The sequence below is a fragment of the Nonomuraea sp. NPDC049784 genome (assembly GCF_040659615.1).
GTDB lineage: Bacteria > Actinomycetota > Actinomycetes > Streptosporangiales > Streptosporangiaceae > Nonomuraea.
Window position 1 is genome coordinate 1 of the sequence record NZ_JBFAMX010000092.1, and the last position, 21,743, is coordinate 21,743.

Consider the following 21,743-nt stretch of genomic DNA (forward strand, 5'->3'; position numbering starts at 1 on the left):
CTGCTGGACGGTGAGGTGATAGAGCGTGTCGTCGCGCCGGGCGTAGACGAGCACGGCGGGCGGAAGGAAGATCGCCGCGACGATCAGCAGGATTCCTGTCATTTGTTGCCACCTCCGGCGTACGCGTTGGCGATCCAGCTGGCGCGCGCGCTGGGCAGGGCCCGACCGCCCGACTCGAGGGTGGCCGATCCGACGGGACCATCGCTCGCCGCCCTGATCTGCTCATCGATGCGCACCACACCCACGGTGGGAGAGGTGGCGCCTCCTTCTGCGCTTGCCGATGCGAACCGGGCGATCACTGCCCCTCTTGGCCAACTCATACGCATAAGTTAACTTATACGTATGAGTTGTGCAAGGAGCGTTTGACGTTGAAGGGGTTTACCGATAGGTCAGTAGCCGGGCGCCAGAGCGTCACTGACGCATGCGCAGACAGAACGCGCACTCGACCGGGAATGGTGGACATGGCAGAGCGGCAGTTGTTGTACACGCAGATCGCCGCGTCCATCAGAGCGGACATCGAAGCCGGCAAGTATGGCCCAGGGGACCGACTGCCTTCGGAGGCTGAGCTGAAGCGCAAGTTCGGCAACGTCAGCACGCACACCATCCGGCAGGCCTTTCGAGAGCTGCAGGAAGCCGGCCTTACCCGCGCGGAACACGGCCGAGGTGTCTTTGTCCGCGCCTACCAGCGCGAAGTAGTCGCGCCAGCCCAAGGTGGTGGGACCAGCGGTGACCCGACTCGCTTGGTTGAGGTCACGAAGATGGTCGCGCCACCTCACATCGCTGACCTCATGCCCGGTGAGGAGCAAGTGGTCCGGCGGGTGGCCAACCGGAACCCTCAGGTCAAGTCCTACTATCCTCGCCGTGTCCTTGAGTCACTGCCTGAGCTCGACGAACCGTTCGAGTTGGCTGAGTCCGATCACGAGCTCATGACCAGGACTGGGGTGACAATTGCGTCCGAGACGGTGGACGTGATCGCCAGGATGCCCACGCGGGAGGAGGCGAATGCTCTCGGCCTGGCGGCGGGCACGCCCGTCCTGGAGTACCTCGTCGCCCTGACCGACGCCACCGGCACGGTGATGGTGGTGCGTGAGGCGTTGCTGCGGGGAGACGCGAACAAACTCCGCATCGAGCTGCGCTGATTTGGAAGCGCTCGCTACCGGCCAATCATCGCCTTGGCGGTCGCCGACCGCCTGTCGGCAGAAGCAATCTGTCATCACCTGCAGAAGAACGCGGACAGTGATCCTCTGAAGCCAGACCGGCAGAGTAAGGGTGCACCGCTGCGACATGACACCTCGCCCGGCAGCGAAAAGCCGTTTGATGCCTCCACATACGGGGTCAGCCACGTCGTCAGCAGAGGCATCCGTCCAAGAGACCCATGGCTGCCTCTAGTGACTTCGTCCAAGGAGGCTTCGTCTCGTAATCGCTTCGCCGTCTGGGGGCCGTTCGCCACGCGGCCACAGTCTGGCAGGCAGGCTCGCCCCAAAGGGGCGACCGCGCGAAGCGCGGCCTTGGCCTGCCTGCCAGACTGGCAGCGTGGCAGGCTCCAGACGGGCGGAGGAGCGATTACGTTCGGCTCGTCGTCACCGAGTAATCACCAGCTCGGCGTCCTCGTGGAAGAGCAGGGGACGCGGCGGGAGCCCGCGGTCCAGGGCGCTACTGTGCCTCGCGGCGTATGTCGTCCACGGCTCGTGAGGCGCCCAGTACATGGGCGGGCCGCCGCCCTGCGCCGCGGACGCCTCCCCGCCCTCGGCTATGCGGGCCCCCACCACCGAGCTGACCACCCCCGCAGACGCCCAGCGCCACCCAAATCAATCACGGTTGGAGGCGTACGACTCCGGCGGCGGGCCGGAGATGGTGAAGTTCGTCAACGGGGCGGCCGCCATGCTCACCCACATGCCGGTGGTCGCCGTTTATTGTCTCGACGCTGGCATCCCTGTCCATGGATGCGTAGATGAGCCCCTACTGGCGGAGAGGCATCGCGATGACCAGGCCGGCACTCATGTCGGCATGGTGCCGAGGTCACGAAGGGTGGTCAAGGTGATCAGTAGGCGCCGGGTATAGCGGCGCCGAGAATGGGGCGGCGAAGGTGTTCTGGGGTGATCACAACGCCGGTGATCCGGCTGGCGATTGCCAGGGCGGCCGGGATGGCGTTGTCGATGCGGTCGTCGGCGGCTGGATCAATGCCGAGCTCACGAAGGTGTCGATTGAGCCGGTCAGGATCCGTGCCATGCCTCTCGATGGGGAAGGTCGGGTTGATGTCGGTGAGGTATTGCCCGTCGATGGCGTAGGCGAGGCGGTGCCGGGCGGCGTAGTCATGGCGCATCACCGTCACGGCTTCTCCGCCGTCGCGGGATAGAGGGCAGAGGGCCTCCATGTGTGAGGCTCGCCAGCCGCAGTCCTCGATGGCGATCGTCCAGTCCTCGATTCGTCTCACGGTGATGATCTCCGGTCCTTCCGGCTGGGAGTAGTCCTCGTCCGTGATGAGCCGGATGTCCTTGTCTGCGGCCCCGATCCGGCGAAGCACCTCGTGCTCGTCGAGCCCGCGGACGAAGACGATGGTGTAGATGTCGCCGAGCGCGTTGCCTTTTTCCCATCCGTAGTCTTCTGGCGACGCGCCGGGAGTTCTCGCGGTGGCGCGGACCATCTCGACCTTCTCTGCTTGCTCGTAGGCCTCGGGATGGGCGGCGAAGAAGGCGTCAACGATGTTCGAGGCCAGCCGGCCACGCTCACTGACCAGGTAGCCATTGGCTTGCGCCCACTCCCGGATGGGGAAGGCTTCGGGTCCGTGCTTGAGGTAGGTCACACGGAGAGGAGGGAAGTCGGCGCCGGACATGATCAGAAACTACCAATTGGTTTGACGTTCTACCTGTCTGTCCGATCCCTGCCTTGTGCTTCTCCCGCTTAGGTCAATTTGGGGCGATGTAACGCTCTGCCAGAGACGTAGTCCTTCGCCAGCCAGGAGCAGCGCGGCCTCGGGCACGCCCAGGTGTTCCAGGGTCTCGGCCGGGTGCAGGTGGTGTGGTGCGCCTGGTTCCCAGAGGGCGAGCGGTTTGAGTAGTGCTGGGTCGACGGTTCTGATCTTGAGATGGTTGAGGACCCGGTTGGTGACCGCGGTGGGGTGGTAATCGTCGCAGTATTCGTGCCCAGAGCGAGCATCCGGCCCAGGGGTCGTAGCGGGGTATTTCGTCTCGCCGCTGCCAGTGATGGAGTTGGAGGACTTCTCGTACGTGCTGGAGGTCTCGGGCGTGTTCGCTTTCCTGAGCGCCCGACCGGCGGACCGCGATCCCGCCACGGCGCCGTACAACCACTTACCCGATGGGCTGTTCGACGACTCGGCGCTTGCCCGCCGTGCGGCTCGCGCCGCTGCTGCGTGCTGACATCATCGGCTAGCGGGCGCTGCTGCCTGCGAGCTGCCCGAGGGCGGGCGGCTGGACGCCTACGGGCTCGGAGCCTCGGCGTACCTGCCCCACAGGCGGCCATACCGCGCGTTGCCGCCGTGATGTGGTGACCAGGTCGGCGGCGGCCAAAGCGCTGGCATCGGCGGTCGAGCGGCCGCCCGGGCTGCTGGCGACTCGTGCCGCCTGCGCTGGCGGCACTCGACCGGGGCGGCACACTGGCCGTGGACCGGATCAACCTGTCAGCCATCTCGACACTGAGACTGCGACGACCACCTGTCCAGTAGCGGACACTGCGCAGCGTGACTGCCAGCATCAGTCCGACGGGCGGGTGGGTGGTGACATTCACCGAAGGCCCTGGGCCGGAGAGGGTTTCTCGATCCCAAAGAGTTTCGGCATCTCAAACCGGGCATGAAGGAAAGTTACATTAGCCTCACACCATCTGGAGATTATTGACGCGGGTTTGGCGCGATCGTAGTGTCCGGTCAATCTCAACAGTGTCCGACATCCCCCGGAGGTTCTAAGAAGCGCCCCGGAGGCGACCTACAGCATGAGAGAGGCCAGCCATGAACGAGCCGCGATCCCGCGACCCCGTGAGCCCAGACCAGAACCCCTCCGTATCGACCCCGTGCCGCTGCGCGGCCTGCCAGCCGTGCACCGGGCCGCTCTGGAAGCGCGCCCTTCGCCTCACCGGAAAGATCGGACCGTTCCTATCGCCCCTGTTCCACACCGGGGTCCTCACGGCGGCCGCCACCTGGCTGTCCGAACATGTCTTCACTGGCAACCTGCCCCTGTGACCACCTCCGGCGGACCCGTACCGGCGCCGGTCAACCCGTGAGCGCCCCAAGGGCAACTCTTTCCTTGGCTACCACGCGATGAGGCGCGGCTGAGTCACACCACCTGACCGATTTCAATTTGCTATATCCCGGTGTCACGGCCGGCTGGGAGATGGCGTCCTGACAACTCCTCGATCACGATCCGCGTGCACCCAAGCGGCAGGTTGGTCCGATGGCAAGTCGGTGACGTCCAGGATGTGAAGCTGTCCATCGGGCTGGCCTACACCACCGGCAGCACCACATTCGCGGTCACGCCGGGCGCGGCGAGCGCCGTAGCCGACGTGGAGATCATGGACGACAAGACGGTCAAGATACCAAGACATGAGCAATCCCAGCGCGAAGTTCGTCCCCCGCTGCTCGCCGACTTCTGGGACAAGCAGAAGACCTCCAGGGGCACCAGCGCGGCTGCTGAGACGGCGCGCGAGGATCCCTCGCGCTGGGCGAGAAGGTGCCTGGCCTTCGCACCGCCCGAAGGACGTCTCCGCCAGCCCGTACATACTGGGCCGGGGGCAACCCCGGTGACGCGTTGCTGGTTAAGAACAAGAACTTCTACAATGCCGCGCAGGTCGCGCCCGCGCAGGTGAAGTTCCTCAACTACAGCGGGTCCAGCCCCAGCAACTCGGCCATCGACCCCGCCGGACACCGGTTCCGAACTGCCATCCGATCGACCCACGAAGCGAACCCCGGCAGCGGTTCGGCCACCAGAGCCAAGTGCCGAAGCGGGCCCACCATCAGTTCCGACCCACAGTTATCACATCCGGTATCCCTTGCGGTGCCCAGCTATCAGGTTGCGAGATGCCAGACAACAACAATGTCTGGACGCAGCGAAGGTGACAGTGAGAGCTGCTCCTTCCTGGGCACTGTCAGTTTGACGCGAGTCGAAATACTGGTGTTTGCGTCATCGAAGTTGGCAGTATCCAGCCGAAGATCAACTGGCGAGGGCGTGCTCACTGCAGGGATGCCCGTAGGTCTGTGGTCCCTCTCGAGACGTTATGTGACACCTACGGCTTGGCCGACAAGGTGATCAGCGATCCGGCCGGGGCTGCGGAGTCCGGCACCCCCGCGTAGTCGGGCAGCTCGATGCCGTTGATCGCGCGCCCGACCAGCTCGGTGAACCATTCGCCGGCGAAATCGGGGCGCGGCTCGGCGTCTGGCCCGGGGACGTCGCGACTGCGGGCGGCGCCGGGTGCTGTTCAAGCGTGACGAGGTCATGGAGCATGCGGCCCCCACCCGGGAGAGCATCACCCTGGCCGGGCGCATGTACGGGCTTCAGCCCGAGGCTGTCGAAGGGATGATTGCCCAACTGGACGACCTGTTCGCCTCCTCCATCGCCAGGGACACCCGCGTCCGCTTCCGCGAGCTGTGGAGTGTTCCCGAGCCGGAGTTGAACCGGCTGGCCTTTGCCGCCCGAGCTGTGCTGGATGTACGGCCACAAGCAGTCGCGGAGATCCGCAGGCTCTGGATCGGCAGACCGCACGGCGAAGACATCCTCGTCTACCAAATCGGTGCCATCGAAGTGGGCGCCATCGCCGCAGAGCGGCGTCGCCGTGCTCTGCCCGATCCGCCTCCAGCGTATGTGGCGGGTGCGGACACCGCTCAGCACATGCACGACGGCGAGACCGTCGACGTGGCCACGCTCGACGTGGCACAGCTGCAAGGAGCAATCGACTACGCCGACGGTATGTGCGCAGCGTGGGTCGACTATCTGGCCTCGTCGCTGCCCGACAAGGACGAACGGGCCAGCAGGTGGGCCGCCGTCCGCGACCAGTTGCAGGCCGACCTGCAACGCCGCCCAGGTTCTGGGCGGCGCCGCCGCAGGTGACCTGACCGCGCGTTGACGGCGAGGATGCGGCTGGCGAACGCGCTCAGCAACGACACGACGAGCACCTGCCCGGCTGGCCACCTGGCCGGTCGGGCGGCGGCCGATGATCCTCCGGCGTGCTCATTCCCCCGAACCGCCGCGTTCACGACCCACATGAAAGGAGGTTGATCATGGAGTGGCTCTCCCCGCAGAGCGCCGCATCCGAGCTCGAGCCCAGTCGCCTCTGCCGCGAGGCTATCGGCATCCTGCGTCGCCTCGGCTGGACCCAAATGCACTATGTCAGCGGCGATGGCCCGCCCCATCAGGGCAAGGTCTGCCTCGTTGAGGCCATCTCCCGGGCCACTGGCCTTCCGCCCAAGGCGATGATGCCGGGCGCTCGTGCCCGCGTGCAGCACGCCGATCCTGCCGCTGCGGCCAAGTATCGGGCGGTGGACAACACCCTCGAGGTGCTCGCTGAGAAGCTAGGCCGTGATGGGCAGCAGGACAATTTATCCGCACAGAAATGGCTGATGAACTGGAACGACGCGGGCGGCCGCATCCGCGAGGAGGTGCTGGCCGCGCTCCTGAGCTGTGAGGAGTAACGACGTCCTCCGGAAAGGAACGCAGCACTCCTCGTTGCCGGGAGGCTCGCCACCATCGGTTGATGTGCCGCATCGGCACCGTGCCCTCATGGGCGCACTCGTTCGTGAGGCGGCCTTCGGTTTCGGTATCCCCGCAGCGGCCGCTGCTGTCTTCGTCTCGTTGCTGGACTGGTATGAGGACCATGTCCTGGACGGACTCTGGAAGCAGATCACGCTGGCCGTTCCGCCCGACAGCGCCCCGGAGATCCTCGATCAGGTTGCCGTCTGCGTTCGTGGGCGCGCGGATCGCAGCACCGAGACCGGCGAACACCTTGCCGCCAGCGATGCCGTGCGCCTGGCCGTCGTGGGGTTCACCCGGCGAACTCACCAGCTGTCCGACCCCGGCTACGACTACCGGTCGGGGATCGAAGCCGCCCGCGCAGCTGTCGCGGCCCGGGCACCCCGCCTGTCCGGAGAGGAACTACGCGGGGCGCTCGACTACGCCGAGGCACGCGCCCACCGATCCAGCGCCGACGGCCGGCCGCTGCCGAGCGAACAGACCACGCCGTGGCAGCAACTGGCCGAACAACTCATCGGCAACGACCACCTCGGGGCGCGGCCACCCATCGTGCGGGCCATGCCGTTGCGGCCAGTTCGGTTCGGCGACATCGAGCAGATCCTCAACCATCTGAAAGCCGGCGGCGACTACGCCGACGACGCCCGGTACGCCGAGCAGGCCCATGACGTGCACAACGCCTGCTCCTGGTACGCCGCAAGCAGCGCCCTGGCAGAGCACGGCAGGTTCCTGCTGTACCGCACCGGTCCGAACTACTACAACCGGCCCTGGACAGTCGCCGATCCGGGAAGCGGCCTCAACCTCGCCGAAGGCCGTACCTTCTGGCAGGTGAAACAAGCCGAAGCCTACGCCGAGGCTCTGAAACAGGCCGCTCCCGACATCGCCTGGGGCCACCCGGATCTGGCCGCCCGGTGGCCGGCCGTCCGCACGGTGATCCGTGACATCAACCTCGCCGATCACGCCTACCAACAGCACCTTGCCCTCGAGCGAGAGCTTGACCGTCAGGAGGATGAACGCCGCCGCTACCAGGCGCGTGACCGCCAGATCGGCAACCTCATGGCGCAAGCCAAGAACGCGGCCCGTCGTGGCGAGCTCGCCCAGGCGTTGGCAGCTGCCGAGCAGGCTGAACGACTGGACGCCGAATGGCCGGACCGGGCGGACCCAAACGTGTGGCGAAGGTTCCGCGTGAACCTCGAACATGAAGCCCGCGGCCACCTTACGACCTGACCGCCCTACCTGCAGGTGTGGGGTGTCACGCCAGCCACCACGGCGAGATGACCACCCGCCGTACCGGCGGCCAGGCCCCGCACCCGTCGCCGTCCTGAGCAGTCGCCCGGCGCCGACCGGGGCAGCCCCGCCAGCGACAACCGCTGCATCGCCTCCGCTGGCCACCCCCTGCCCTCATCGCAGTGTCCCCGCGGAATCCGCACACGACCGACACCAGGAGCTGATCATGGCCTGGACCGGCCCCATCGAACACATCCCCATGCAGGAGGCTCGCCGGCGCTACGACGCCGGCCTGCATATCAGCGCCAATCAGGAACATCACGCAACCGGCTACTGCTTTACCCGAACCGACCTGAGCGAGAGAACCTTCGACGAGATCGCGGACTTGTCGCCGGACTGGTGGGCGCCGATCGCCGAACCCGACCTGCCGCCGCATCTGCGCCGCCCCACCGGCATCGTCCTGACGCACGAACAGCTTGAGAAGTGGGCGGGCCCGCTGTCCTCCGGCGACGTCGAGGCGCTTGATGCGGCCATCGGCGCCTCGAGCGTCCCAGATGCCATCGCCACCATCGTGGCCGGCATGCGCCGTGGCGACCGAGACGAGCTCGCTGCACCTGAAGCAGGCGTTCAAACGGCCGCGTACCCCTGTCCTTCGACTGGTCCACAACCGGCCAGCAGCCGCACCCTCCTCGCGCAGGATCAGTTCAGCGGGCGTGCCGCCACGCTGTCCGCCGCCATCGAGAGCCTCACCCATGCGTGGAACCTCGAGCATCCGGCTGGCGCCGCACTCAATGTCAGCGCGGGCCATGCCCTCAGCGCCGACATCAAGACGATCGCTCCGAACCTTGCCGATCTCGCCCTGGATGTCGCCCAGGCGATCGCAAGCGATGATCCGCTCCGGACTGTTCAACTCCTCCGCTTCGCCGCCGAGCTCGCCTCAGCGATCGACGCCTACACCGAGCGGGAGGAGCACGAGAGCGGCCTCGCCCTCCACATCATCGACCTCCTGAGCCCCGGCATCGCGCTGGTCGCCCGTGTCCTGCAGGTACACACCGACCCCGCTGCCGCCGAGCGCGTCACGGTCGGAGAACTCATCCAGCGGCTGCAGCAGTTCCCTCAGCACCTGCAGGTGTGGGTCACCGCGCCGGCCAGCGCGGACGGATATCAGCCGCTCACCGGCCACATCACCCAAGCCGAAGACCCCGACCCGGCGGCCGGGGATCCCACCACCTTCGTAGCCCTGGCCGCCCACCACTGACCCCGGCTCCCAACGCGGGCGGCTCTCGCCCAGCCGCTAGGAAAGGAACAGCTCACCACATGAGCGTTATGCCGCTCCTCGACGACCTGACCTACCCCGCCTCCGCTTCCGCGCCCGCCCGAACCTTCTACGCCGACGGCACCCGGGTCGCGCTCCGCAGCAGCGAGCGTGACGTCGCCGGAACCACGTACGGTATCCAGGCCGGCCCGCGCGACGCGCTGCAGGCGGTCCTGTGGGACGACAACCGTACGTCCCTCGTAGGCATCGACGTGCTCAAGCGTTTGGCCGCCCCGGTCCCCGTCACACCGCGCGACGCCGCCAGAACGGCTCAGCGAGTCACCCGGTTCGCCGCCAGATTCCTGGCCGAAACCCCGGAACGACACAGCCACCCCGAGCCCGACGACGACATGCTGGCCAGGCGGTTCTCCCGGTGCGCCCGACCGCCGTCGCGGGCGCTGTATCCCAAGATCCGCGCCGAGATCCTGCGGATTCTGCGCGAGCGGGCCAGCGAGGAGACGCCGGGCGTCCCCACCGTCATGGTCGAATACATGCCGTGGGACGGCGAGCGCATCACGGTTCCGCTCAGCATCGGCAACCAGCTGATGAAGAACGCGTTCGCCAGCGACTGCGGTTCGATCGGCTGGGTCACCGAGATCAAGGACGCTTCCCGGAACGGGACGGCAGGAACCTGGGTCACCCTGGAGCATCCCGGCACCTCGAGCTGCCCGACCTCGCATTGGCTCGCTGACGAGATCGCCCGCTGGTTCGTCAAGATCGACTGAGCTGCGAGGCCTGCCCGATCTGCGTGGAGCGACTCCGCCAAACAATCGGCCGCGGCCCTGATAGCGCAGGGCCGCGGCCACGCAACGCCAGATCCCCCTCAATGTGGAGACCAACCTGACGTCATCGAACCCGCACCCACATGACCACGCCGACAATGCTTGCGCGGAACTGCTCCGCCAGCACGACGGCGACGGCACCGCCGCCGTCCTGACCTTGGCCCGTTACACCAACATCGCCGTCAACTACCTGGACCGCACGGTGTTCGACGCCCACCTGAAGGAGTACCACGGCCGATCCACCCCGCTGACCGATCACGAGTGGCATGACCTGATCGCCTGGCGCCTGGACGGCTACGACTCACACGTCAGCGAGCACACCTGCTGGCAGGGCCAGATCGAGAGGACCTTCATGGACGAGATCCTGACCACGTCCGGAATCCTCACCGACGAGGAGAACGACGACAACCAGCAGGCCCTCCACGCCGACGACCGGGCAGTCGAATCCGAAGACGACGTCGACCCGCTGAAGGTGTCCGGCATCTTGGCCGCTGCGGCATCCACCTCGGCGGTCCTGTCCGCAGCTCGCGAGGTGGTCGACAGAGCCAATGCGGGAGACGCCGATGAGCAGTGAGATGCGGCCGGCCGCTGGCGCCCACGTGACCATGACGTTTGAGGGGTACGGCGAACGGGAGTTTCGCATCGTCCAGGCAGCGCCGACCCCGCGCGGCTTCGTCGTCCACGGAGAGACCCTGGCGCGACCGTACTTTCAGATCGTCTACACCCAGACCGAGGACAGGCCGCACGACCTGACCATCTATGACGGCGACAACTCCTGGCACCGCTCCAACCAGGCGTTCTTCCAGCGGAGCACAGGCTAGGCACCTGAGCCCGGCTCATCTCGGCACTCCAGCTGACGTCCGCAAGGCGCCGCCGCGCCAACGCAAAGTCCGCGCGCCGCGCCTAGTTCACCACCGGACGGAAACTGTCATGACGGCATCGATCTCACACGCCCTCAACCAGACGCCCGAGAGCGTCATCACGACGATCGACACGATCAACGCACACCGGGGCTGGCCAGGGCGCCTGGCGGCACCGTGCCCGGGCCACATGTCGAGCCCCCACGAGCCCATCGACGGCATCGAGGTCACGATCGGCGCCCCACAAGTGGAGTTCCGCATCGCCGACGTGCTCGTCGGCGCAGGGCCGAAGTGGAGAGCCATCGGCAACGCCTATGTCGAGTGCCACCTGCCGCATTCCACCCCCACGGACCCCTACGTGAGCGCCCTGCACCAGGACGGCGCCCTCAACGCCTTCCAACTGCACCTGTTGACCCACCACGGAACACATCACTGGGACTGCACCTCGTGGGCGCGCGACACATGGTGCCGCCTGTGCCAAACCGGGACGCGCCGACCGGCGGTGTAGGCCTGCCGACGCCGTGGCGTGGCCGCGTATCCCGCCAGACCGCTGCTACCTCCCGGCCGCCTCAAACCGATCAGCCCGAATGGAGCGCCTATCAGCACCAGCTCAGCGAAGAAGAGCATGCTGTCCGACCTCCTGCAGTCCGCCCCCGAGCTCACTCCCATCCTGGGAGCCGCCGCATCCGAGCTCGACAACACCCTCGATCAGGTCGATTGGGCAGAAGAGGAGATCGCCGCCGCAAGCAGACGCCATCCCACTCAAGCAGACGTCCTCTTCCACACCTTTTCCCTGCTCAAACCGCAGTATTCCCGCCTGACCCATCGCCGGATGACCACCGAGTTCGTCTTCCGAGCACACTGCCGCGAACTGCTCGGCCGAGTGATCGCCGGTGAGGACACCCGACCCGGCACCGCGGTCGAGGCGCTCTGCGCACTGGGCCCAGCCCTCAGAGCCACGACGCTGACGAAGTCGGCCATCGGCTTGTACATCCGCATGTGGAAACAAGCATTTCCGGACAGGGACATTTTCGGCGACCGCCTCCAGCACTACGAAGCGCTGGAGAAGACGCACATCGACGACCACGAAACATGGCTTCGCGACAAGCTCGCGAACAAGAACCGCCAGCTCACCACGATCGATTGCAAGGGCCAACATCACCGCGAGTGGGTCACCTGCCGATACGCAGACCCCAGCCGCGGACCCGCCACCCGTCCAGCCACACCCGCGAAACGTCCAGCCAGCACCGCACAGCCGGTCCCCGCGGCCGCCGCACCGCCTCCGACCCAGTCCGTCCAGCGTCAGCTCGCGGTTGGTCCGGCCGGCATGGGCGCAGCCGGACCTCACACCCTCACCCAGGTGGGCTCCTGAACTCCTACTTTCACGCCAAGGCCTCCGCTCGTCGCTGGGGCGGCGAGCCAACCGACTACCTGCCCGTTCACGAATTCCTCGATTCCAGCAAGCAAGTGGTCGGAGACGTCCGACATCGGGCGATGTACCACCACACCCTCGGCGTGTGGCTGTGCCAGAAGGTGTTCGGCGTCACAATCACCGTCTGCGGCAAGGAGATCCCCGTCCGGGAGATCGCAGAGCGCCACATCATCGAGGACCTCGGCTGGCTTCCCTCGCCCACGGACTACTTCGACGGCATGCCGATCAAGCCGTGGATGAGCGGCCCGAAAACCAGCGACAGACCACTATCCGTCCTCAACCTCACCCCCTCTCAGGAAAGGACTGCCCCATAAGCAGCCCCGCTAAGAACTTCCTCGGTATTCCCGTCGAAGGCAACATCTGCAGCCGCTCCAGGACGCCCCAGAAACCGCTGGAGGAGCTGCAGCCGCTGCTGCAGGCGCTTCTCGACGACCCCTCGATCGTCTCCTTCGGCTGGCATCAGTACACGCCGTACTTCAACGACGGAGACGAGTGCGTCTTCGGCGTCGGGTCGCTGTGGGTTCGAACCACTCAGAACCGGCAGGTCGAAGACGTAGACGTAGACGAACTCGAGGAATACCTGTACGAGCTCGAGCTCGGTGAGAATCCCTCGCTCGGCCAACGCCGCAGGATATGGAACAACGAGACCCGCACCTATCGGGAACTGCCGTACGAGGGCCCCGACGAAGCTCGCTACGACCGCTGTCTCGCCCTGTCGAACGCGATCGGCGGCGGGCACTTCGACGACGTGCTGCTGGAGGCCTTCGGCGACCACGCCGCCGTCGAGATCACGCCGTACGCCATCCGGGTCACGGGATACGAGCACGACTGAGGCAATACCCAGTGGTCCACCCGAGCGGCGGGTGGACCACCCCACCGAAGGAACACGTGGCAAGGTCTCCCACACACCTCCCCTTCGCGGCGCGAGCGCGGCCGTCCCCGAAACCACCCCGCCACCTGGCCCACGCCCTGCCCAGGCCCGAGTCAACGCCTATGACCAGCGCTAAGAAACGGATGATCGTCAACGGTGACCGGGAGACGACGAACCCCATCACACGGTAGAAGACCCGCACTGTGGCCCGAACCCGGCACCGCTGACCTGCAGCGTCCCTGCGGCCGATGCGGGCACAACAACGGCAGTCACACCGGCGGCCGCGGCACCTACACCCGATGGTCGCAGGGGCTCCGCATCTTCGACCAGGTTTGGCGGGAAGCGTCTGGCCACTGCATGCAGCCCGGCTGCCGATGTTCAGGACGCGCAGAAGGAGCGCCACCGCCGCCCGCGGACCAGCCATCGGTCACCACGTCGACGCCGCGTCCGGCCACCCCGCTGACTGGCCCGTGCGGCTGGGGATCAGGGCCCTGCGGGGTCACCGCCACCCGCCCCTACGCGTGCGGGCCACGCTGTGCCCCGCACGCCCCCTGAGCAGGCCGTCCGACCCGTGGCGGTTTGCCACCTCACCCCCGCCTTCCCAACCTGCCACCCCATAGTCGCGGGAGACCGAACCCATGAGCCGCCCCACCAGTTCACTCGACATCGAGGACTTGGAGAGCGTCACCGCCGAGGCGTTCCGTATGGCGATCCGCAATAGCGTGCGAGCCATCCCGGGCCTGCGCGCCGACTGCAGCCACCCTTACTTCCCGTGGCTGTTCTGGGAGAGCGAGAACCGTTACGGGAGCGGCTACACGGTCGGCGTCACGCTCAACCACAGGACCGCCGCCAACCACGACCAGATCACCGGCTTCGCAGGCGCATACTTCGTGCCTCAGCGCGCTGACAAAACCCACCATGAAACCGTATGGGAGGCCGAACTGCCCCCGGAGCTGATCCACGACATCGAGACCGTCGCAGCCCGCATACTCCTCGCGGTGCGTTCCCACCGTGAGCAGACCGCCCAGCCTCAGGCGGGCGCGACCGGTGCTTGATGCCAAGCCCGCTGCAGCCCCTCGAGGGCTGTCGCCAGCCGCACCGGCGGCGGAACCAGTGCACCAGTCACCATACTTCCTGAGATCCAACCCCGCTTCGGACTGGTGCCAGCGGTGCGGCCCGGGTCGGCCTGCAGCGGCGGCTTCGGCAAAGATCGCTACAGCATCGAGCTGATCTTGAACTTCTGAGCCCCGAACACCCTGACGACGACCCAGAAAGCAGGCGCCATGCCTCGACCCCGACGCCACCCGGCGGAGGTCACCAGCGACCGGCTGGGCGACGCCCTCGACAAGTGGCCGAACGACTTCGACGGCCAAGCCCGTGACGCGGTCGCCTTCATCCGCCAGATCCTGGAAAACATCGCCGAGAGAGCAGGAGGTGAGTGACGTGACGAACGAGCACACCCTACGAGTCTGTTATGTCCCATCCGGCATCTGGCCCGCCGAGCACGCCACCGAAATCGCCGAGAAGAACTGGGTGGTCGTCAACGCCCCCCGCCCGCTCGTTGGCCCCCGCATGTGGGATGGGCCGTTCCGGTGCGGCATCTTCTACGCTGCCGGCCCGCTCACCGACGACGCCCTCGTCGAAAGCTGGCGCCGCGACGACGCTACCCTCCTGACGCCCGTCACCGGCGCCGAGGTGGCCGCCAAGATGCGAAAGAAGTGCGAGGAAGAGGGCTACCCCCTGGAGGAAATCCTCGCCGACGACCTGGCCGACTGCCTCGCCGAAAGCCTGAACCTGCCGTGGGAGAAGGAGTGGCTACCGCTACTCACCTGCACCTACGGAACGGCCGTCGTGGCCGCGCTCGCTGGCGACTTCCCGCGGCTCGCCACGCCGACCACAGCCGAGGACATCGCCGCGGCGATTGACCGGATCTACGACAAACCCGCCACGAAGGTGTTCGAGGTCATCCTCGACCACATCGGCAACTGGCGGCTCGTCGCCGACATCCGCCAGCTCGGCCTTGTCCGCGTCACCTGCTGCACCTTTCGGGAGTCGACCGCCGAGCAGCATGCCCGCGAGGACCGCCTCAACGCTCTTATCCGCGACCTGTAGAAGAGGAGGACCCGCTCGTGACGATGTTCTACGACGCACAGATCATCGTGTCGCCGCCGCTGCCTGACGAGGCACCGCGCAACCCGTGCCTTCTCTTTGTGCTACGTAGCGACGACACGACGGAGGTTGTCCCCGACGGGGACGGCTATGTATGGCCGTACGTCGCTGACATCCGCCGGCTCGCGGAGAGCAACCCCGACCACACGTTCACCTACCGCAAGCTGGTCGACGATGAGCTCGTCGAGGTTTCCTCCGTGGACGAGCTGAGTCGCCGACGTCCGAAGAGCGCCACATGAGCAAGCTCACCGCTCGCCAGACCGCTGCGGCGACAACTGTCTGCGGCCGAACGCCGCGTCAAGGCGGCGCTGGGAGAAGCGTCTGAAAGAGGGCCACGATGACCAGGGCCATATACGCGGTTGCCCACCGAGACCGAAAAGTCGAACGTCTCGCCCCATGCGGCGCCCCGCTCTCGACCAGCCGGAAGCGCGCCCTCAGCGGTTCACCGCTCTACCAGCGCATCGAGAAGCAGCTCCGCGCCGACATACTCCAGCCGTGGGGGCTCCCGTTGGAGGAGTACGACTGTGCCGTCGAACGTGACGAGCCCGCCGGGAGCGCCGAGTACGGCCTTTTCACCGCCCGGTCCCTGGAGTCCCTGACGGCCACGTTCACTCACCGCCGGACGGGTGCCCGGATCGTCATCACCGCCATCTGGGCAGACGACGACGGCAAGATCATCCAATGCGGATCGAATTACGGAGACTTGACGCTATGACCATGCGCGAGGCGCTGGCACCTCCACGCGGCAACGGCTCGGTCGACTGCCGCGGCGGCCACGATGACAAGCAGGAGCCCGAGTCTCCCGTCCTCACCGGCACAAGCGTCGGACAACTGATCTCCGCAGCACAGGACCGCTACGGATGGGCCGACAGCACGCTTCTCCAGGTGCTGACCGACTACACCGCCAGCCAGGACGGCAGCGATGCCCTGGCGGACTACCTGGCTGAACGCGGCCCGAGCGCTCCAGAACGCATGGAGCGCCCGGCCGACCCGCGCCGCATCGAGACGGGCAGCGCCCCTTCCATGCCCGCGATCGGACGCGCCACATGCGTGGCCGTCGACATCGCCGCCGATGGCGATGTCATAACCCACCTGACCGTCGACGGCCGCCCGGCCGCTGCGATCGTTCCTGTGGATAGCCAAGGAAACCCTGCGTGCATGCGAATCGACCACATGTACGCGCTGGCGCAAGCGGGGCGACTGCCCTCATTCGAGGAAAACGAGTCGGCCAGCTACCGGTTCAGCATCCCGGTCAACGTCACCTGCTCGATCGACGGCGACCAGGTCGCCGCCTCCGCTACCGATCTTGCCGAAGCGTGGAACGCAGCCCGCGAACACGAGTACCGGCATCAGCGCGGTTGAACCGGTCCGGGATTCGTGAAGGCTCTGGTCGTGCTGGGTCGGCGATGAATGCTGCTGGGACGAGAGGCTGCGCGGCAGCGAACACGAGCAGGACTGTACAAACCCGCGCGGTTCACGCGGATGTCAACGTCCTTCCCGCTCGGCCCGGCCCAACCCCTGACACGCAGCACACCGACCTGGGCAAGCACGTCCTGGCGGCCTTTGAGGTGGTTCGGACCCAATCCGACGCCGACAACCTGCCTTGAACTGCAACGCCTTCGAGTCCGAGGACAACGAAGATCCGGCATAACCCCCGACCGCGTCGCGGCCAGAGAACCAATGTGCACCCCAACACACGAAGGGACGCCCAGATGACGCTCGCGGAGATCAAGCGCCGAGTCCAGCCGGGCCAGGTCTACGACGTCACTAACCACTACATCACCCGCACCGACCACCCCGCTTACGGCACCACTCGCAGGTCCGTCACCCGCGTTACCAACTACCGCTTCTACATGGCGGAGGCCGCTGGCGGACGCGAGTCGCCGATCGAGTGGCCGAAGGCGGCGCAGGTCTCGATTGATGCTGACGGCGTGATCCGGCTCTGCGGCGGCGGGGTGAGCCAGAAGCCGGACGAGCCGTTCCTGACCCTCACCCCCGTTACCGGACGGAGCGGCCAGTACGAGGGCACCGAGTCATGAACAAATTGGTCGGCAGCCGGGTGCGTGTCCCTTCAGGTGTACGGCTTCGAGGTCACCGGCCCTGGCCGCCCGGCTCGTTCACTGAACGTCTGATTTCCCTGCCTCCGGGCGCCCTCGGCGAGATCGATCATGTTAACTCCCATGGCAGTGCTCCCTACAGCCGCTAATGCGTGCGGCTGGACGACTGGACCTACGTGGTCGACGCCCAGCTCGGCAGCGATATCGAGACTGTCCCGCGGCGCCGCTCGACGGCAGACCTGGCTGCAATGGCCGCAACCGCGCGCACGGTCTACGACCTCAGCGAAGCGGCGCTCGCAGCCCTGCGCGCCTCCTAGCGTCCAGGCATGCCGGCGGACTGGCAAGGTCCCGTGTTGCAGGCACCGGATCCCATGACCGAGGCGCTGATTGCGCGGGACCTGGCATGCCGCTGGCGCGCGGGAACAAGCGACCGGGGTGTCGTCCGGCTGACCGGCACCGGGATCACGGTAGCGAACGCGCTACATGCCGCGGATCGCCTGACTGACTCGCCTGGCGCTACCTGCCAAGGCCACTCCGCCAGCATGCTCACCAAGGAGGCACGCATGCCGCCCCAGAACAACGCCCGCTTCCACCAGGAAGCCTTCAACGTCCATCCGGACCTCGCCGAACTCCTTGCCGCTGCTGAAGAAGGGCCCCGTCCGTGGCTGACCGGCATCCGTGAACACCTCGCCGTACCACCCGGTCCCGGCACCCAGCACGGCAAAGCCTGCTTCACCTGCTGAGCCTTCTCACTCGGATACAACGAGGTGCGATGAACATGGGTGGAACTGCGGGCCTCCACATCTTCCGGAGAGACATCCTGACCCACTGCCACCACACAATTTCAGGGCACGCGACTCGCGTGGCCAGCCTGCAACGGGCAGGCGACCCATGAGCCGCCGTCGCACCTCCCATGTTTTCCAACCAACTCTCGATGAGATCGCCTTTCCCGACGGCCGATGGTGCCAGCGATGGAACGCCGGCACAGCCGTCTGGCAGCCCGGCCTCACCAGTCGAGACGAGCGCCGCGCCGCGGACACCTGGCGGCAGCGGCGCCTCGGCGGCTTCGACAAGAGCCGGTACGAGGTACGCCGCATCGCCTACAGCGACGCCAAGAAGTACGTCGAACAGCACCACTACCTGCACACCTTCGTCGCCTGCAAGGTCGCCTTCGGCATCCTTGACCAGGCCGGATACCTGCAGGGCGTCATCGTCTTGTCGAACGCAGCCAGCGACGCCGTCCTCACTAGTGCCTGGCCGACGCTCCGCCCGAACTCTGAGTCGACATGCATCGGCCGCGTAGTGCTGGCCGACGAGCTCGACTCGAACGCTGAGTCATGGGCCATCGGCCAGGCCTTGAAGATGGCACGGACACTGGGGTTTCGCGCCGTAGTGTCGTTCTGCGACCCGGTACCGCGCGACTCCGTCGACGGCAAACGAGTCCACCCCGGGCATTACGGAACGATCTACCGGGCTACGAACATGCTGCACACTGGCCGAACCCGGAATCGGACCATGCTGCTGTTCCCGGACGGCACCGCGCTCGATCCGCGCGCCCTGTCGAAGGTCGTGAACGGCGAGTCGGGCCGACAGTACGTACAGCGCCGCCTGGAGGCGCACGGAGCCTCACCACCGCGGCAAGGCGAGCACGTCCGGGACTGGCTCGACCGAGCGTTCGACGCAGCCGGAGTGCGCGAGCAAAAGGTCAGCGGGGTGCTGCGCTTCCAACTCGCCTTGGACGCCGGCGTGCCCTGCGGCCGTGTCGCCTTGGACTACCCCGCCTACGGAAGCTCCGCGCCCCTCGCCACCCTCTGATGATCACCCCTCACATCACCACACCGAGGCACACCATGCTGTCGTTACAGTCCCCTCTTACAGACCGCGGCGAAGTCCAGAAAGGTACAGCCCAAGCCATCCAGCGCGGCTGCCGCACCCAGTCGGCGAACCCTCGTCAGTGGGAAGGCACCCAGCCGTCTAGCGATGGCGAGATGCTTCTTGCCGGAGATCTGGCGCCACAGCGCCATCCTGAGCACCTCATCAGATGTGGGCCATGACCGGGCCCGCCAACGACGACCAGTTCACCTTCTTCGATGAGCTGCCGGGACAACGGGCTGCAGCACGCCCACGCCGACTTCTCACGCAGAACGGGCAGCTTCGCCGGGAAGGCATCTGGAACTGGACATTGCCCGCCTTGTCCGCCGAGCTCCCCTCCGGCCGAACAGTGGTCACGTGCCCTTCCGCGGACGCGTGCGCTGATATTTGTTACGCACGATTCGGGGCCTACCGCTTCAGCAACGTACTTGCCCGGCACGTGGCCAACCTCGCGTTCGTCGTTGAGGACCTGGACGGCTGGGAGAAGGCGATGCGGACGGAACTCGGCTCGCGCCGCTTCCATGATCGTTGGATTCGCATCCATGACTCCGGGGACTGGTTCAGCGACGCCTACGTGCTGGCCTGGCTGCGCATTATCTCCGATCGCCCGGGCGTGCGGTTCTACACCTACACCAAGGAGGTGGCGCGATTCCGAAGACTGGTCGAGCCGCAGCCACCACCCAATCTGCTCTGGGTGTATTCGCTGGGTGGCAAACATGACCGCGCCCTCGATGCCACCGTCGACCGGGTCGCCGACGTCTTTCCCGACGAAGCAGCCATCGCGGAGGCAAACTGGCATTCGCAGGCGGAATCCGACTTGCTGGCGGTGCTGGGCCCGAGCCCCGTCGGCATGGCCGCGATTGTCGCTGCCCTACGTCGCCAGGGCAACCGCACGCTCAGCCAGATGCAGAAGGAAAGCGACCTCCGCAGGCAACAGCGAAGGACATCACAGAAGGAGCCGCTCGCCTCGTGAGCATCGAAAGACTGCCCTTAAAGCCAAACGGCCACGTGTTCTCGCACACCAACGAGGTAGACGTGTTCCGCCTGCTCGACAACGTGGAACAGCTGGTCACCGGCGTCGAGTACGCCTGCGCCGTCTGCGATCGCCGGCCAAGGTTCCGAGTCGCCGCGGATGCCGTTCACGTGCAGGACCCGTGCCCCTACCCGGACGGCATCACCACCACGATCACACTGCAGGTACCGTCCGGGAAGCTCCTCGTCTCCGACGATCTGCGTCCCGTCTACAACTGGGACCGCACCGGCATGGCCAGCCTTAACACCGCCCTCGGCAGAGCCCAGGCGGCCGAGGATGGGGAAGATCGGCTGCGCCTTCGGCTCCACTCTCAACTGCGGCCTGGGCCTGTACCCCACCGGTGACGGCACGTACGTCATCGCCACCCCCAGCTACACCGAGGACGAACACCCGAGGTTCCCCGACAGCGCCACCTTGGCGGACATCTGCACCGACCTGTGGGCATTCTCGCTGGCGGACTACTCGGACTGGCAAAAGCGCGGCGGAGACCCCTCCACTCTCGACTGGTCCGACACCATTGTGGACGTCACGCCCGGGACGTACCAGGTCACCTACCACGGCGCCGAGCGAGGCTTCGACCCCGATTCCGTCGACGACGTGATCTGGGCGCACATCGAGCGCATCTCCTAACCGCCCTCCACCTGCTGAAGGACACCGCGATGGCTGTTTCTAGATCGACTGAGCCCGCCCGCGACATCTCTAGCTCTGCGATGCCCGGCGTCTCCACCCATCGCCTCAGCGCGTCGATGACTCCACCCACACACGAACTCGCTCTGACCCACCTGGTCGGCTGGCGCTTCCTGAGCTGTGGGTGCACAGTCTGCTATCAGGGAAGCTCCCATCGGTTCTCGCTGTGCTTCTCCGTAACAGCGCGGTGCCCGAAAGCTGAGGACCTCCAGGACACCCGCATCACCCAGATCCTCACCGACCTTGATCCCGGCAATCCGCTCCGCAGCCACACCGATCGGATGGCCGATTTAGCCGCAGGCCGGGACCTGTACGTGGCGATGATGCTGCACTATGGGCCGGATCCCGCGATCGACCCGGAGGGATTCCAGCAGTGGAAGGCCGCCGCTGAACGGCAAATTCCTCGCTACGGCTACACCCCGACCGGCCGCGCTATCCACACCGAGGACGACCCTGACTACGGCCGCCTCATATGCCCCTGCAGATTCGCCTGGGCGGACCAGCACCCTCCAGGTGACGGCACCACCTGCCCCGCGCACCTGCAGCCCCGGCACATCCAGTACCCCAATTTCGACACCCCCGCCGATCTGGAGTCCCGAGCCCGCTACGACAGCTGGGTCACCGAGTTCGCCGAGCACCGCGCTCGGCGTGCACGCAGCACCTTCCACATCGTCTCCTGAACCCCGCTTCAGCGCACGGCACGACCTCACACACAGGGCGCGGCCGGGCCGTTCCTATTGGCCTTCACC

30 protein-coding genes are annotated in these 21,743 nt (G+C 66.5%); 27 read left to right on the forward strand and 3 right to left on the reverse strand.

The window, feature by feature from the left end; translation table 11 throughout:
- Positions 1-98: 98 nt before the first annotated feature.
- A complete protein-coding gene (locus tag AB0J09_RS20615) occupies positions 99-236 on the reverse strand; it encodes a hypothetical protein (RefSeq protein WP_360693127.1) in 138 nt (45 codons plus the stop codon).
- Positions 237-461: 225 nt separating this feature from the next.
- Between AB0J09_RS20615 and AB0J09_RS20620 the strand changes: the two genes are divergently transcribed.
- Positions 462-1,139 carry a GntR family transcriptional regulator gene (locus AB0J09_RS20620; RefSeq protein WP_360693130.1) on the forward strand — a complete coding sequence of 226 codons (678 nt, stop codon included), beginning with the start codon at positions 462-464 and terminating at the stop codon, positions 1,137-1,139.
- Between the two features lie 441 nt (positions 1,140-1,580).
- Here AB0J09_RS20620 and AB0J09_RS20625 read toward each other — a convergent pair whose 3' ends face one another.
- On the reverse strand, positions 1,581-1,781 hold the full coding sequence (locus tag AB0J09_RS20625) for a hypothetical protein (protein WP_360693132.1): 201 nt from the start codon (positions 1,779-1,781) through the stop codon (positions 1,581-1,583).
- A gap of 260 nt (positions 1,782-2,041) precedes the next feature.
- Positions 2,042-2,803 carry a DUF6461 domain-containing protein gene (locus AB0J09_RS20630; protein WP_360693134.1) on the reverse strand — a complete coding sequence of 254 codons (762 nt, stop codon included), beginning with the start codon at positions 2,801-2,803 and terminating at the stop codon, positions 2,042-2,044.
- Between the two features lie 400 nt (positions 2,804-3,203).
- Here AB0J09_RS20630 and AB0J09_RS20635 point away from each other — a divergent pair, with 400 nt between their 5' ends.
- The 26 genes from AB0J09_RS20635 (at position 3,204) to AB0J09_RS20760 (ending at position 21,674) form a co-directional block, all read left to right on the forward strand.
- Complete coding sequence (locus tag AB0J09_RS20635; RefSeq protein ID WP_360693137.1) at positions 3,204-3,377, forward strand: hypothetical protein; 174 nt, start codon at positions 3,204-3,206, stop codon at positions 3,375-3,377.
- A 1,051-nt stretch (positions 3,378-4,428) separates the two neighbouring features.
- Entirely contained in the window at positions 4,429-4,815 is a 387-nt protein-coding gene (locus AB0J09_RS20640) for a hypothetical protein (protein ID WP_360693140.1), read from the forward strand.
- Positions 4,816-5,417: 602 nt separating this feature from the next.
- Positions 5,418-6,053 (forward strand): hypothetical protein, encoded by a 636-nt coding sequence (locus AB0J09_RS20645; RefSeq protein ID WP_360693142.1) that lies wholly within the window; start codon positions 5,418-5,420, stop codon positions 6,051-6,053.
- A gap of 170 nt (positions 6,054-6,223) precedes the next feature.
- Entirely contained in the window at positions 6,224-6,634 is a 411-nt protein-coding gene (locus AB0J09_RS20650; RefSeq protein WP_360693145.1) for a hypothetical protein, read from the forward strand.
- Between the two features lie 34 nt (positions 6,635-6,668).
- Positions 6,669-7,916: a hypothetical protein gene (locus AB0J09_RS20655; RefSeq protein ID WP_360693148.1), complete on the forward strand. Its 1,248-nt coding sequence runs from the start codon at positions 6,669-6,671 to the stop codon at positions 7,914-7,916.
- 226 nt (positions 7,917-8,142) lie between these two features.
- Entirely contained in the window at positions 8,143-9,174 is a 1,032-nt protein-coding gene (locus AB0J09_RS20660) for a hypothetical protein (RefSeq protein WP_360693151.1), read from the forward strand.
- A 59-nt stretch (positions 9,175-9,233) separates the two neighbouring features.
- The gene (locus AB0J09_RS20665; RefSeq protein WP_360693154.1) at positions 9,234-9,956 is read left to right on the forward strand and encodes a hypothetical protein; all 723 of its coding nucleotides are present in this window, start codon (positions 9,234-9,236) and stop codon (positions 9,954-9,956) included.
- Between the two features lie 103 nt (positions 9,957-10,059).
- Complete coding sequence (locus tag AB0J09_RS20670; RefSeq protein ID WP_360693157.1) at positions 10,060-10,587, forward strand: hypothetical protein; 528 nt, start codon at positions 10,060-10,062, stop codon at positions 10,585-10,587.
- On the forward strand, positions 10,577-10,834 hold the full coding sequence (locus AB0J09_RS20675; protein ID WP_360693160.1) for a hypothetical protein: 258 nt from the start codon (positions 10,577-10,579) through the stop codon (positions 10,832-10,834). The genes AB0J09_RS20670 and AB0J09_RS20675 overlap by 11 nt, the downstream gene beginning before the upstream one ends.
- A gap of 109 nt (positions 10,835-10,943) precedes the next feature.
- Positions 10,944-11,381 (forward strand): hypothetical protein, encoded by a 438-nt coding sequence (locus tag AB0J09_RS20680; RefSeq protein ID WP_360693163.1) that lies wholly within the window; start codon positions 10,944-10,946, stop codon positions 11,379-11,381.
- A gap of 117 nt (positions 11,382-11,498) precedes the next feature.
- Positions 11,499-12,245: a hypothetical protein gene (locus tag AB0J09_RS20685; protein WP_360693166.1), complete on the forward strand. Its 747-nt coding sequence runs from the start codon at positions 11,499-11,501 to the stop codon at positions 12,243-12,245.
- Between the two features lie 122 nt (positions 12,246-12,367).
- Complete coding sequence (locus tag AB0J09_RS20690) at positions 12,368-12,619, forward strand: hypothetical protein (protein ID WP_360693169.1); 252 nt, start codon at positions 12,368-12,370, stop codon at positions 12,617-12,619.
- The gene (locus AB0J09_RS20695) at positions 12,538-13,137 is read left to right on the forward strand and encodes a hypothetical protein (RefSeq protein ID WP_360693171.1); all 600 of its coding nucleotides are present in this window, start codon (positions 12,538-12,540) and stop codon (positions 13,135-13,137) included. Before AB0J09_RS20690 ends, AB0J09_RS20695 begins: the two co-directional genes overlap by 82 nt.
- Positions 13,138-13,814: 677 nt before the next feature.
- Positions 13,815-14,231 (forward strand): hypothetical protein, encoded by a 417-nt coding sequence (locus AB0J09_RS20700; RefSeq protein WP_360693174.1) that lies wholly within the window; start codon positions 13,815-13,817, stop codon positions 14,229-14,231.
- Positions 14,232-14,459: 228 nt separating this feature from the next.
- Positions 14,460-14,618, forward strand: coding sequence for a hypothetical protein (locus AB0J09_RS20705; protein WP_360693176.1), 159 nt, complete (start codon positions 14,460-14,462; stop codon positions 14,616-14,618).
- A gap of 1 nt (position 14,619) precedes the next feature.
- Entirely contained in the window at positions 14,620-15,288 is a 669-nt protein-coding gene (locus AB0J09_RS20710; RefSeq protein WP_360693179.1) for a hypothetical protein, read from the forward strand.
- Between the two features lie 17 nt (positions 15,289-15,305).
- On the forward strand, positions 15,306-15,584 hold the full coding sequence (locus AB0J09_RS20715) for a hypothetical protein (protein ID WP_360693182.1): 279 nt from the start codon (positions 15,306-15,308) through the stop codon (positions 15,582-15,584).
- Between the two features lie 98 nt (positions 15,585-15,682).
- A complete protein-coding gene (locus AB0J09_RS20720) occupies positions 15,683-16,060 on the forward strand; it encodes a hypothetical protein (protein ID WP_360693185.1) in 378 nt (125 codons plus the stop codon).
- Positions 16,057-16,707, forward strand: a complete 651-nt coding sequence (locus tag AB0J09_RS20725) for a hypothetical protein (RefSeq protein ID WP_360693188.1) — start codon at positions 16,057-16,059, stop codon at positions 16,705-16,707. Before AB0J09_RS20720 ends, AB0J09_RS20725 begins: the two co-directional genes overlap by 4 nt.
- A gap of 350 nt (positions 16,708-17,057) precedes the next feature.
- Positions 17,058-17,384, forward strand: coding sequence for a hypothetical protein (locus AB0J09_RS20730; protein WP_360693191.1), 327 nt, complete (start codon positions 17,058-17,060; stop codon positions 17,382-17,384).
- A 170-nt stretch (positions 17,385-17,554) separates the two neighbouring features.
- Positions 17,555-17,719, forward strand: a complete 165-nt coding sequence (locus tag AB0J09_RS20735) for a hypothetical protein (protein WP_360693194.1) — start codon at positions 17,555-17,557, stop codon at positions 17,717-17,719.
- 9 nt (positions 17,720-17,728) lie between these two features.
- Positions 17,729-18,145, forward strand: coding sequence for a hypothetical protein (locus tag AB0J09_RS20740; RefSeq protein WP_360693197.1), 417 nt, complete (start codon positions 17,729-17,731; stop codon positions 18,143-18,145).
- A 148-nt stretch (positions 18,146-18,293) separates the two neighbouring features.
- Complete coding sequence (locus AB0J09_RS20745; RefSeq protein WP_360693200.1) at positions 18,294-19,217, forward strand: hypothetical protein; 924 nt, start codon at positions 18,294-18,296, stop codon at positions 19,215-19,217.
- A gap of 235 nt (positions 19,218-19,452) precedes the next feature.
- Complete coding sequence (locus tag AB0J09_RS20750) at positions 19,453-20,247, forward strand: hypothetical protein (RefSeq protein WP_360693203.1); 795 nt, start codon at positions 19,453-19,455, stop codon at positions 20,245-20,247.
- Positions 20,248-20,583: 336 nt separating this feature from the next.
- Complete coding sequence (locus tag AB0J09_RS20755; RefSeq protein ID WP_360693206.1) at positions 20,584-20,937, forward strand: hypothetical protein; 354 nt, start codon at positions 20,584-20,586, stop codon at positions 20,935-20,937.
- A 338-nt stretch (positions 20,938-21,275) separates the two neighbouring features.
- The gene (locus AB0J09_RS20760) at positions 21,276-21,674 is read left to right on the forward strand and encodes a hypothetical protein (protein ID WP_360693209.1); all 399 of its coding nucleotides are present in this window, start codon (positions 21,276-21,278) and stop codon (positions 21,672-21,674) included.
- The last annotated feature ends 69 nt before the right edge of the window (positions 21,675-21,743 follow it).

Bases quoted from the DNA above. Each gene is read 5' to 3' on its own strand.
- AB0J09_RS20725 (WP_360693188.1), top strand. From the start codon at position 16,057: ATGACCATGCGCGAGGCGCTGGCACCTCCACGCGGCAACGGCTCGGTC.
- AB0J09_RS20635 (WP_360693137.1), top strand. From the start codon at position 3,204: ATGGAGTTGGAGGACTTCTCGTACGTGCTGGAGGTCTCGGGCGTGTTC.
- AB0J09_RS20675 (WP_360693160.1), top strand. From the start codon at position 10,577: ATGAGCAGTGAGATGCGGCCGGCCGCTGGCGCCCACGTGACCATGACG.
- AB0J09_RS20750 (WP_360693203.1), top strand. From the start codon at position 19,453: ATGACCGGGCCCGCCAACGACGACCAGTTCACCTTCTTCGATGAGCTG.
- AB0J09_RS20760 (WP_360693209.1), top strand. From the start codon at position 21,276: ATGGCCGATTTAGCCGCAGGCCGGGACCTGTACGTGGCGATGATGCTG.
- AB0J09_RS20660 (WP_360693151.1), top strand. From the start codon at position 8,143: ATGGCCTGGACCGGCCCCATCGAACACATCCCCATGCAGGAGGCTCGC.
- AB0J09_RS20665 (WP_360693154.1), top strand. From the start codon at position 9,234: ATGAGCGTTATGCCGCTCCTCGACGACCTGACCTACCCCGCCTCCGCT.
- AB0J09_RS20690 (WP_360693169.1), top strand. From the start codon at position 12,368: ATGTACCACCACACCCTCGGCGTGTGGCTGTGCCAGAAGGTGTTCGGC.
- AB0J09_RS20740 (WP_360693197.1), top strand. From the start codon at position 17,729: ATGCCGGCGGACTGGCAAGGTCCCGTGTTGCAGGCACCGGATCCCATG.
- AB0J09_RS20705 (WP_360693176.1), top strand. From the start codon at position 14,460: ATGCCTCGACCCCGACGCCACCCGGCGGAGGTCACCAGCGACCGGCTG.
- AB0J09_RS20730 (WP_360693191.1), top strand. From the start codon at position 17,058: ATGACGCTCGCGGAGATCAAGCGCCGAGTCCAGCCGGGCCAGGTCTAC.
- AB0J09_RS20745 (WP_360693200.1), top strand. From the start codon at position 18,294: ATGAGCCGCCGTCGCACCTCCCATGTTTTCCAACCAACTCTCGATGAG.
- AB0J09_RS20680 (WP_360693163.1), top strand. From the start codon at position 10,944: ATGACGGCATCGATCTCACACGCCCTCAACCAGACGCCCGAGAGCGTC.
- AB0J09_RS20700 (WP_360693174.1), top strand. From the start codon at position 13,815: ATGAGCCGCCCCACCAGTTCACTCGACATCGAGGACTTGGAGAGCGTC.
- AB0J09_RS20650 (WP_360693145.1), top strand. From the start codon at position 6,224: ATGGAGTGGCTCTCCCCGCAGAGCGCCGCATCCGAGCTCGAGCCCAGT.
- AB0J09_RS20755 (WP_360693206.1), top strand. From the start codon at position 20,584: ATGGGGAAGATCGGCTGCGCCTTCGGCTCCACTCTCAACTGCGGCCTG.
- AB0J09_RS20620 (WP_360693130.1), top strand. From the start codon at position 462: ATGGCAGAGCGGCAGTTGTTGTACACGCAGATCGCCGCGTCCATCAGA.
- AB0J09_RS20685 (WP_360693166.1), top strand. From the start codon at position 11,499: ATGCTGTCCGACCTCCTGCAGTCCGCCCCCGAGCTCACTCCCATCCTG.
- AB0J09_RS20720 (WP_360693185.1), top strand. From the start codon at position 15,683: ATGACCAGGGCCATATACGCGGTTGCCCACCGAGACCGAAAAGTCGAA.